The sequence below is a fragment of the Pseudomonas tehranensis genome (assembly GCF_014268615.1).
GTDB lineage: Bacteria > Pseudomonadota > Gammaproteobacteria > Pseudomonadales > Pseudomonadaceae > Aquipseudomonas > Aquipseudomonas tehranensis.
On record NZ_JABWQV010000195.1, the window covers coordinates 1 to 9,476 of the forward strand.

Consider the following 9,476-nt stretch of genomic DNA (forward strand, 5'->3'; position numbering starts at 1 on the left):
TGTGGCGAGGGGATTTATCCCCGCTGGGTGCGAAGCACCCCTAAAACCAGCCACCTGCGGAGTATCAGAATTCTTGCAGGGGGCTGCTGCGCAGCCCAGCGGGGATAAATCCCCTCGCCACAGGGTTATGTGTCAAGCAGCCGGCAATCAGTGCCGCGTCGCAATCCAGATCAACAACCCAGCCTGGAACATGGCAAATGCCACCAGGCAGGTAATGGTGAAACGCAGGCCGTTGTCTTCGCGCTTGAACTTGGCGACCTTTTCTTCCTGCTGCTTGAGTTTGACCTCCTGCTCCGCCAGGTTCTGCTCGGCTTGTTGGAGCATCTGCGCGGCTTCGAGAATTTCCACGAACTGCAGTTTTTCGGTGTTCCAGTCCCCCAGCAGATTGCCCACCTGCGCTGGCTTGACGCTGCCTTTGAGGTGCTGGGCGTCGGCGTAGACCACTTCAAAGCCATGGGCTTTCAGGAAGTGGTCGCGGCGCAGGCGGGTGTCTTCGTTCAGCGCGTCCTTGTTATTCAGATCGCTGCCATCGACCCGGTAGCTCGACCAGCGCTTCTTGGCCCAGGTAATGCCCTGTGCGGCGAGGAAGCGGCCAATGCCACGGTTCAGCGGCTCGACCTGCAAGCTGTCCGGGGAAAAATACAGGCGTTTTTCGACGTGATCGGCCCAGACGTCCAGATGATTCTGTTCCTTGCGCACCCGTTGGCCCGGCAACTGGATGCTCATGCGCAGCAAACTGCGCTCCTTGCTGTGGCGCTCGACGTAGCTGAACTCGACAAACCGCAGCGGTCGCGCACCCGTGGCTCGGTCGGTCTTGAGCGGTGCCAGGCGGAGCATTTTATGGTGCTCGGCCTGCACATCCGCCCAAGGCAGCTCCACCACTGGAGCGGCGGGCGTTTCGGCGGGGGTGTCGGGTGAAGTTTGAGTGTCAGTCATAACGGCAAAATCCTGTCCAGGCCGGCTGATCGGCAGCCATAGCGCTGTCCGACACCGGTCTATCGGCCGTTTTTGCCAGGACTGGAGGGGAAAAACCGTCTATCGAGCGGGTAATGAGCTAATAAAACCGAGGATTTTCGTGCCCAATTCGGCCGCCAGGGGCAGGTTTGGATTTTTGTAGGAAGCCAATTGCTCTTTCATGTCCTTGGGAACGATGCGCATGACGTGGTTCATGCCCGTGATCAGCGCCAGCTCGGCATCGGGTTTGGCGGCTTGCAACTGCCTGGCGTCATCGACGCTGACTTGAATGTCATGGCTGCCCTGGATAATCAACGCTGGCATCTTCAGCGCCGCGAAAGCCTGGGCCGGCGCCTGGCGGAACAGCGAGATCAGGTAGGGCTGCACGCTGGGGCGAAAGATGACCTGCAGTTGCGGCGGTACGTTCTGGTCGAGGCGACCGGCCTTGAGGCTGTCCAGCAGCTCATTGGCGCGCGCCATCAGGGGGGGAGGGAGGCGGCTGCTCAGTTGTTGACGCAGCACCTGATCGATCGGCCGGGCACTGCCGGACAGCGAGATGACCGCGGCTGCATTGGCCTGGGGGGCGGCGAGGCTGGCGATCAACGCGCCTTCGCTATGACCCAGCAGAATCAACGGACCCATTCGCGGATCGGCAGCCAGTTTGCGGCTCCAAGCCACAGCGTCGGCCACGTAGGCTTCGACGCTCAGGTTGCGTTCGTCCGGGGTCGCCGCAAGGCTGGCGGCCACCCCGCGTTTGTCATAGCGCACGCTGGCGATGTTGTGTTTGGCCAGCACCCAGGCCAGGCGTTTGAGGCTATCGTTGCGCCCGCCGTCGGGGTTGTTTCCGTCACGATCTGTAGGACCCGACCCGGAAATGATCAGGACAACCGGCACCGGTGCGTCGGACTTGGGTAACAGCAGCGATCCGAAAAGCTCGCCGTTACCCGTGTCAAGGCTGATCGGTCGTTGCAGGACGGTGGCCTGGGCCAGGCTGGAAAGCAGGCCGGTAAACAGGGCAAGGCTTAAGGCAAGCAGCTTTAACATCATTACGCCATTGGTTACGAAGGTGCCGGTTGGACTGGCGTCCACCGATAAGGTTCGAGGATGAACTACTGAGGGAGCCTGCGTATACTGGCGCCCATCACGAATTCAGCGATTTCACGGAGCACCCTGCATGTCCGGCAATACCTACGGCAAGCTGTTCACCGTCACCACCGCGGGCGAAAGCCATGGCCCGGCGTTGGTCGCCATTGTCGACGGCTGCCCGCCGGGCCTGGAGATTTCCCTGGACGATCTGCAGCGTGACCTGGACCGGCGCAAGCCGGGCACCAGCCGCCACACCACCCAGCGCCAGGAAGCCGATGAAGTCGAAATTCTGTCCGGCGTGTTCGAAGGACGCACCACCGGCTGCGCCATTGGCCTGCTGATCCGCAACACCGACCAGAAGTCCAAGGACTACTCGGCCATCAAGGATCTGTTCCGCCCGGCCCACGCCGACTACACCTATCACCATAAGTACGGCGAGCGCGACTACCGAGGTGGCGGCCGCAGTTCGGCCCGGGAAACCGCCATGCGCGTGGCGGCCGGCGCGATTGCCAAGAAGTACCTGGCCAGCCAGGGCATCGTGATTCGTGGCTACATGAGCCAGTTGGGTCCCATCGAAATCCCGTTCAAGACCTGGGACTCGGTGGAGCAGAACGCCTTTTTCTGCCCCGATCCAGACAAGGTGCCGGAGCTGGAGGCCTACATGGACCAACTGCGCCGGGACCAGGATTCGGTCGGCGCGAAGATCACCGTGGTGGCCGAAGGTGTGATGCCGGGCCTGGGCGAGCCGATTTTCGACCGCCTCGACGCCGAACTGGCCCACGCGCTGATGAGCATCAACGCGGTGAAGGGCGTGGAAATCGGCGCCGGTTTCGCTTGTGTCGCCCAGCGCGGCACCGAGCACCGCGACGAGCTGACCCCGCAAGGTTTCCTGAGTAACAATGCTGGCGGCATCCTCGGTGGCATTTCCTCGGGCCAGCCGATCGTGGCGCACCTGGCCTTGAAGCCAACCTCCAGCATCACCACGCCGGGGCGCTCCATCGACGTCCATGGCAACCCGGTGGACGTCATCACCAAGGGTCGTCATGACCCGTGCGTCGGCATCCGCGCCACGCCCATCGCCGAGGCGATGATGGCGATCGTGCTGATGGATCACTTGTTGCGTCATCGCGGCCAGAACGCCGACGTGCGGGTCAGCACCCCGGTGCTGGGCCAGCTTTGATGGTTGGCCTGCCGACCGCCGTGGCCTGACGACCATGGCGGCTCTGCCGTACTGGCGGCTCTCCAGTTTCTATCTGTTCTATTTTGCGCTGCTCGGTTCGACGGCGCCGTTTTTGGCGTTGTATTTCGATCACCTGGGGTTCAACGCGGCGCGCATCGGCGAGCTGGTGGCGATCCCCATGCTGATGCGTTGCGTGGCACCGAATATCTGGGGCTGGCTGGGGGACTACACCGGCCAGCGCCTGGCGATCGTGCGCTTTGGTGCCATTTGCACGCTGCTGACGTTCTCGCTGATCTTCATCGACCAGAGCTACGCCTGGCTGGCCTTGGTCATGGCGCTGCACGCGTTCTTCTGGCATGCGGTGTTGCCGCAGTTCGAAGTCATTACCCTGGCCCACTTGAGCGGGCAGACGTCGCGCTACAGCCAGATCCGCCTGTGGGGCTCCATCGGCTTCATCATCACCGTGGTCGCGCTCGGCCGGCTGTTTGAATGGCTGAGCCTGGACATCTACCCGGTGGCGCTGGTGCTGATCATGGGCGGCATCGTGCTCGCCAGTTTCTGGGTCCCCAATGCCCAGCCGACCCAGGGGCCGCGGGTGGCGGGGGAGGGTTTTCTGCGGCAGTTGCGTAACCCTGGCGTGCTGGCGTTCTATGGCTGCGTGGGGCTGATGCAGGTCAGTCACGGGCCGTATTACACCTTTCTGACGCTGCACCTGGAAGGCCTGGGTTACAGTCGCGGGTTGATCGGTATGCTCTGGGCCATTGGCGTGGTGGCGGAGGTTTTGATCTTCCTGCTGATGAGCCGGATCCTGGCGCGGTTTTCCGTGCGTCGGGTGCTGCTGGTGAGTTTCCTGCTGGCGGCGTTGCGTTGGCTGCTGCTGGGTTCACTGGCCGAGTTTCTCTGGGTTCTGTTGTTTGCCCAGGTGCTGCACGCGGCGACCTTCGGCAGTTTTCACGCCGCTGCCATCCATTTCGTGCAACGTAGCTTCGGCCCTCGCCAGCAAGGCCAGGGCCAGGCGTTGTACGCCGCCCTGGCCGGCATGGGCGGGGCGTTGGGCGCGTTGTATTCCGGCTACAGCTGGAACGCCCTGGGTGCCAGTTGGACTTTCAGCATCGCCAGCCTCGCAGCCTTCGCTGCAGCCGTTATCATTGCCACACGTATGCAAGAGGACAGGCCATGAGCCTTACCCGTGAACAGCTCGCCCGGGAAATCATCGACGCCGGGCGTTTTTTATATGGCCGTGGCTGGTCCCCGGCCACCAGCAGCAACTATTCGACCCGGCTTGCCCCTGACCAGGCCTTGCTCACCGTGTCCGGCAAGCACAAGGGGCAACTGGGCCTCGATGATGTGCTCGCCACCGACCTGGACGGCAACAGCCTGGAACGCGGTAAGAAACCCTCCGCCGAAACCTTGCTGCACACCCAGCTGTATCGCTGGCGCCCGGAGATCGGCGCGGTGCTGCACACCCATTCGGTGAATGCCACGGTGTTGTCGCGCCTGACCCACCAGACTTTCATCGATTTTGAAGACTACGAATTGCAAAAAGCCTTCAGCGGTGTGTCGACCCACGAATCCTGTGTCCGCGTGCCGATTTTCGACAACGACCAGGACATCGCTCGCCTGGCCGGCCAGGTGCAGCCGTGGCTCGAGGCTCACCCCGATTGCGTCGGTTACCTGATTCGCGGTCATGGCCTGTATACCTGGGGGCCGAGCATGAACGATGCCCTGCGCCAGATCGAAGCGTTCGAGTTCCTGTTTGAGTGTGAGCTCAAGACCCGCGCACTCCTGAACCGTTAATTTGCTGGAGCCCTAACCATGAGCAGCCTGTCCGTCTACCACGTCTCAAGCCCCGACATTCCGAACAAGGTGCTGACCCACTTCGAAGACATTGCCGCGACTCTGGCCGATAAAGGTGTTCGTTTCGACCGCTGGGAAGCGGCGACGAAAATCCAGCCCGGCGCCGGCCAGGACGAAGTGATTGCCGCCTACCAGACCCAGATCGACCGGTTGATGAGCGAGCGTGGCTACGTCACGGTCGACGTCATCAGCCTCAACAGCGATCACCCGCAAAAAGCCGAGCTGCGGGCCAAATTCCTCGATGAGCATCGCCATGCTGAAGACGAAGTACGATTTTTCGTCGCCGGTCGTGGCCTGTTTACCCTGCACATCGACGACTACGTCTACGCGGTGCTGTGCGAAAAGAACGACCTGATCTCGGTGCCCGCTGGCACGCCGCACTGGTTCGACATGGGCGAGCATCCGCATTTCGTTGCCATTCGCCTGTTCAACAACCCGGAAGGTTGGGTGGCGAAGTTCACTGGCGACGACATCGCCAGCCGTTTCCCGCGCCTGGAGGACTGAACCTGTGCCGATCAAAGCCATTCTCACTGACATCGAAGGCACCACCAGCGCGGTGAGTTTCGTGTTCGATGTGTTGTTTCCCTATGCCGCCAGACATCTTCCGGATTTCGTTCGCCAGCATGCCGACCGCGCCGATGTGGCCGAGCAATTGGCAGCGGTGCGTCAGGACAAGGGTGAGCCGGGGGCTGACCTGGAGCGCGTCATCGCGATCCTGCTGGAGTGGATCGCCGAAGACCGCAAGGCCACACCGCTCAAGGCGTTGCAGGGCATGGTCTGGGAGCAGGGGTATCAGGCCGGGCAGTTGAAAGGGCACGTCTACCCGGATGCGGTGCAGGCGCTACAGCGCTGGCATCAGGAAGGTTTCCAACTGTTCGTTTATTCCTCGGGCTCGATCCAGGCACAGAAGCTGATTTTCGGCTGTTCCGAGGCGGGCGATCTGTCGCCGTTGTTCAGTGGTTACTTCGACACCACATCAGGGCCCAAGCGGGAGGTGCAGTCCTACCAGCGCATCAGCGCGGCGGTGGGCGTAGCGCCGGGGGAGATTCTGTTTCTGTCGGATATCGTCCAGGAGCTGGACGCGGCTCGTGATGCCGGCATGGCGACGTGCGGATTGGCGCGCGAGGGCGGTGAGCTGCAAGGGCATGTCACGGTGGACAGTTTTGCTCGGATTGAACCTTCAGCCTTTTGATACCTGTGGGAGCGGGCTTGCTCGCGAAGGCTGCGTGTCAGGCGGCATATCGGTTAGCTGATACACCGCCTTTGCGAGCAAGTCCGCTCCCACACGATTCTGCAAAGAGAATCAGGCGCTGTGATAGGTCGGCAGCGCAAAACGATGCTGGCTTTGCAGCATGGCGATCTGTGGCAACTCGCTGGCTTGTTCCGCCAGGTCGCGACGGATGGCGCTGATTGCCCAGGACAGTTGGTCCCCGGCGTGCAACTGGGCGTAGGAAATTGTGCGTTTAAACAGTTTGCCTTCGCTGTTGCGCAAGGTCAGCAGGATACCGCCATCCGGGCGGGCCTGGGTGGTCACTTCGTAGTTGGAAAACAGGGACGCAAACTTTTCTTGAATCATGTTCATATTTGACTGCTCCAGGGTGGTGGCAAACCGTGGAGAGGGTGTTGCAGTGTCTGTGCCAGCGTTGGGCTTGATTAAAAATCGTTATAAAACAATCAGTTAACATTTCCCTTCATTTTTGCTTTCGTGCAACTTGCATGAATGGCCACCGTGCATCCTGCATTTTGCGTGGTCGGGCGATCTTTTGTTGAACCAATTGAATTTCTGGCGCTCTTGTTCCGCCTGTCTGGAAGGGTGGATACAAAACATTGCAAAAACCGCATGTACAGCGCCGGAATCGCTGGCGTAATTTCGACCGCAATTGAGCTCCAGCCCGACAACAAGAACCCAGACCCACGAGGTCAAACGGGAGTGACCATGAGTCGTACATCCAGCGACGCCATTACCTGGGGCAAGATGCTGCGCAAGCTACCCACTATTGCCAGGGCCATTCCCCGTATCGTCAGAGGCATGAAGCTGGCCAACGTCCAGGACCCGACCCAGCCTTGCGGCCTGGGCTGGTGTTTCGAACAGGCCACCCAGCGCAATCCCCAAGGGCCAGCGTTGCTGTGTGGCGACACGGTGTTGAGTTATGCACAAGCCAATGAACAGGCCAATCGCATCGCTCATTACCTGTTGGCGCAGGGGATCGGCAAGGGCGACTGCGTGGCGATTTTCATCGAGAACCGGCCACAGTTGTTGGTGACGGTGCTGGCGGTGGCGAAAGTGGGGGCGGTCAGCGCCATGGTCAACACCTCACAGACCGGGGATGCGTTGGTGCACAGCCTGGCGTTGGTCGCCCCTGTCGCGGTGGTGGTCGGGGAAGAACGGGTCGCGGCGTTCAACGACGTGCGAGCCCGCACTTCGCTGTCAGGCGAGCGAACCTGGTGGATAGCCGACCAGGACAGCGCTGCCGTGCCTTGCGGCTTCATCGACCTGATAAGCAGCAGCGCCAGTCACCCAGGCGAAAACCCGGCCAGCAGCCAGCAGGTTTTTTTCAACGACCCGTGTTTTTATCTCTATACCTCGGGCACGACCGGCTTGCCCAAGGCCGGGGTGTTCCGTCACGGGCGCTGGATGCGCACTTCCACCAGTTTCGGCCTGATCGCCCTGGACATGCAGCCTGCGGATGTTTTGTATTGCACGCTGCCGCTGTACCACGCCACGGGGCTGTGCGTGTGCTGGGGGGCGGCGATCTGTGGCGCCTCGGGGTTTGCGATCCGGCGCAAGTTCAGCGCCAGTCAGTTCTGGAGTGACGTTCGCCGTTACCGGGCCACTACCCTTGGCTATGTCGGTGAATTGTGTCGCTACCTGGTCGACCAGCCCGCCAGTGCCGAGGACCGGCGGCATGAGGTCCGGAAGATGATCGGCAACGGCTTGCGCCCCGGGGCATGGTCGGCCTTCAAGACACGTTTTGGTGTCGACCATATCTGCGAGCTGTACGCGGCCAGCGACGGCAATATCGGCTTCACCAATGTGCTGAACTTTGACAACACCGTCGGATTTTCCCTGATGGGTTGGGAACTGGTGCAGTACGACCATGACAGCGGGGCGCCGTTGCGCAACCTGCAAGGCCGAATGCAGAAAGTGCCCAAGGGCGAAGCGGGCCTGCTGATGGCGCGCATCGACGACAAGGCTCCGCTGGACGGCTACACCGATCCGGCCAAGACCGAAAAAACCATCTTCAAAGATGTCTTCGTGCCTGGCGACCGTTATTTCAATACCGGTGACCTGTTGCGCAACATCGGCTTTGGCCATGGGCAGTTCGTTGATCGCCTCGGTGACACCTATCGCTGGAAAGGCGAGAACGTTTCCACCACGGAAGTCGAAAATGTATTGCTGCAGCACCCGCAGGTCGCCGAGGCGGTGGCCTATGGCGTCGAGATCGATGGCACCAATGGCCGCGCCGGCATGGCGGCGATTACCCCGTCCGAATCCCTGGCGACCCTGGATTTTGCTGAGCTGTTGCAGTTTTTGCAGTGCAAATTGCCGGCCTATGCGGTGCCGTTGTTCTTGCGCATCAAGGTAAAAATGGACACCACCGGCACCTTCAAATACCAGAAAAACCGTCTCAGGAGCGAAGCCTTCGACCCTTGCGCCACGGGCGATGAGCCGGTCTATGCCTGGCTGCCCGGCACCGCGACCTATGTGCGGGTCGACCGGCAACTGGCGGCGCAGATTCAGCAAGGGCAGTACCGTTATTGATTCTGGCTATGCGCGGTGCAGAGAAAAAAGGGATGACAGGCCTGGAGTCCCTCGGGAAACTAGCCGCTTTGCGAAGACTTAAGTGGAGTTCCCCATGTCCGATACAAGCCGCCAAATGACCCCGGAAGAGGCTGCGGAGTTTGCCGAACAGGTGTTCAATGTCGCGCGCCAGGGCGACGCTGCGATGATGGCCGCCTTGCTGAGCAAAGGCCTGCCGCCCAACCTGCGTAATCACAAAGGCGACACCTTGCTGATGCTGGCCGCTTACCACGGGCATGTGGAGACGGTGAAAGTGCTGTTGGAAAACAAGGCCGATCCGGAAATCCGCAACGACAACGGCCAGAGCCCGATTGCCGGCGCAGCGTTCAAGGGCGACCTGGCCGTGGTCAGCGCGCTGGTGGATGGCGGGGCGCAGGTGGAAGGCGCTTCTTTCGATGGTCGCACCGCGTTGATGATGGCGGCGATGTTCAATCGTGTGGAAATCGTCGATTACCTGATCAGCAAAGGCGCCGACCCCAAGGCCAAGGACGCCAACGGCGTCTCGGCCCTGGATGCAGCCCGGACCATGGGCGCGGTGGATACCACGGCGCAGTTGGAAAAGTTGCTGGCCCTGTAGGAGCTGCCGAGCGAAGCGAG

Annotated in this window: 10 protein-coding genes; 7 read left to right on the forward strand and 3 right to left on the reverse strand. The window is 61.2% G+C overall.

Annotated features, from left to right (window positions below):
* Positions 1-147: 147 nt before the first annotated feature.
* The gene (locus HU811_RS20955; RefSeq protein ID WP_092400226.1) at positions 148-936 is read right to left on the reverse strand and encodes a hypothetical protein; all 789 of its coding nucleotides are present in this window, start codon (positions 934-936) and stop codon (positions 148-150) included.
* A 99-nt stretch (positions 937-1,035) separates the two neighbouring features.
* Positions 1,036-2,001, reverse strand: a complete 966-nt coding sequence (locus tag HU811_RS20960) for an alpha/beta hydrolase (protein ID WP_186657901.1) — start codon at positions 1,999-2,001, stop codon at positions 1,036-1,038.
* A gap of 127 nt (positions 2,002-2,128) precedes the next feature.
* Here HU811_RS20960 and aroC point away from each other — a divergent pair, with 127 nt between their 5' ends.
* Genes aroC through mtnC form a run of 5 tightly spaced genes read left to right on the forward strand, consistent with a single transcriptional unit; the run spans position 2,129 to position 6,269 of the window.
* The gene (gene aroC / locus HU811_RS20965) at positions 2,129-3,220 is read left to right on the forward strand and encodes a chorismate synthase (protein WP_092400222.1); all 1,092 of its coding nucleotides are present in this window, start codon (positions 2,129-2,131) and stop codon (positions 3,218-3,220) included.
* A gap of 34 nt (positions 3,221-3,254) precedes the next feature.
* The gene (locus tag HU811_RS20970; RefSeq protein ID WP_047229622.1) at positions 3,255-4,400 is read left to right on the forward strand and encodes an MFS transporter; all 1,146 of its coding nucleotides are present in this window, start codon (positions 3,255-3,257) and stop codon (positions 4,398-4,400) included.
* Positions 4,397-5,017 (forward strand): methylthioribulose 1-phosphate dehydratase, encoded by a 621-nt coding sequence (locus HU811_RS20975; RefSeq protein ID WP_092400220.1) that lies wholly within the window; start codon positions 4,397-4,399, stop codon positions 5,015-5,017. Before HU811_RS20970 ends, HU811_RS20975 begins: the two co-directional genes overlap by 4 nt.
* A gap of 18 nt (positions 5,018-5,035) precedes the next feature.
* Positions 5,036-5,581, forward strand: a complete 546-nt coding sequence (locus HU811_RS20980; RefSeq protein ID WP_092458619.1) for a 1,2-dihydroxy-3-keto-5-methylthiopentene dioxygenase — start codon at positions 5,036-5,038, stop codon at positions 5,579-5,581.
* 4 nt (positions 5,582-5,585) lie between these two features.
* Complete coding sequence (gene mtnC, locus HU811_RS20985; RefSeq protein WP_186657900.1) at positions 5,586-6,269, forward strand: acireductone synthase; 684 nt, start codon at positions 5,586-5,588, stop codon at positions 6,267-6,269.
* Between the two features lie 111 nt (positions 6,270-6,380).
* Here mtnC and HU811_RS20990 read toward each other — a convergent pair whose 3' ends face one another.
* The gene (locus tag HU811_RS20990) at positions 6,381-6,659 is read right to left on the reverse strand and encodes a DUF3509 domain-containing protein (protein WP_042732342.1); all 279 of its coding nucleotides are present in this window, start codon (positions 6,657-6,659) and stop codon (positions 6,381-6,383) included.
* A 354-nt stretch (positions 6,660-7,013) separates the two neighbouring features.
* On the opposite strand from HU811_RS20990, the gene HU811_RS20995 reads away from it, so the two are divergent.
* On the forward strand, positions 7,014-8,840 hold the full coding sequence (locus HU811_RS20995; RefSeq protein WP_092400214.1) for a long-chain-acyl-CoA synthetase: 1,827 nt from the start codon (positions 7,014-7,016) through the stop codon (positions 8,838-8,840).
* Between the two features lie 94 nt (positions 8,841-8,934).
* Complete coding sequence (locus HU811_RS21000) at positions 8,935-9,456, forward strand: ankyrin repeat domain-containing protein (RefSeq protein WP_092458625.1); 522 nt, start codon at positions 8,935-8,937, stop codon at positions 9,454-9,456.
* Positions 9,457-9,476: the final 20 nt, after the last annotated feature.

Excerpts from the sequence above, each read along its gene's own strand:
- HU811_RS20955 (WP_092400226.1), bottom strand. The coding sequence starts at position 936 with ATGACTGACACTCAAACTTCACCCGACACCCCCGCCGAAACGCCCGCC.
- HU811_RS20960 (WP_186657901.1), bottom strand. The coding sequence starts at position 2,001 with ATGATGTTAAAGCTGCTTGCCTTAAGCCTTGCCCTGTTTACCGGCCTG.
- aroC (WP_092400222.1), top strand. The coding sequence starts at position 2,129 with ATGTCCGGCAATACCTACGGCAAGCTGTTCACCGTCACCACCGCGGGC.
- HU811_RS20970 (WP_047229622.1), top strand. The coding sequence starts at position 3,255 with ATGGCGGCTCTGCCGTACTGGCGGCTCTCCAGTTTCTATCTGTTCTAT.
- HU811_RS20975 (WP_092400220.1), top strand. The coding sequence starts at position 4,397 with ATGAGCCTTACCCGTGAACAGCTCGCCCGGGAAATCATCGACGCCGGG.
- HU811_RS20980 (WP_092458619.1), top strand. The coding sequence starts at position 5,036 with ATGAGCAGCCTGTCCGTCTACCACGTCTCAAGCCCCGACATTCCGAAC.
- HU811_RS20990 (WP_042732342.1), bottom strand. The coding sequence starts at position 6,659 with ATGAACATGATTCAAGAAAAGTTTGCGTCCCTGTTTTCCAACTACGAA.
- HU811_RS20995 (WP_092400214.1), top strand. The coding sequence starts at position 7,014 with ATGAGTCGTACATCCAGCGACGCCATTACCTGGGGCAAGATGCTGCGC.
- HU811_RS21000 (WP_092458625.1), top strand. The coding sequence starts at position 8,935 with ATGTCCGATACAAGCCGCCAAATGACCCCGGAAGAGGCTGCGGAGTTT.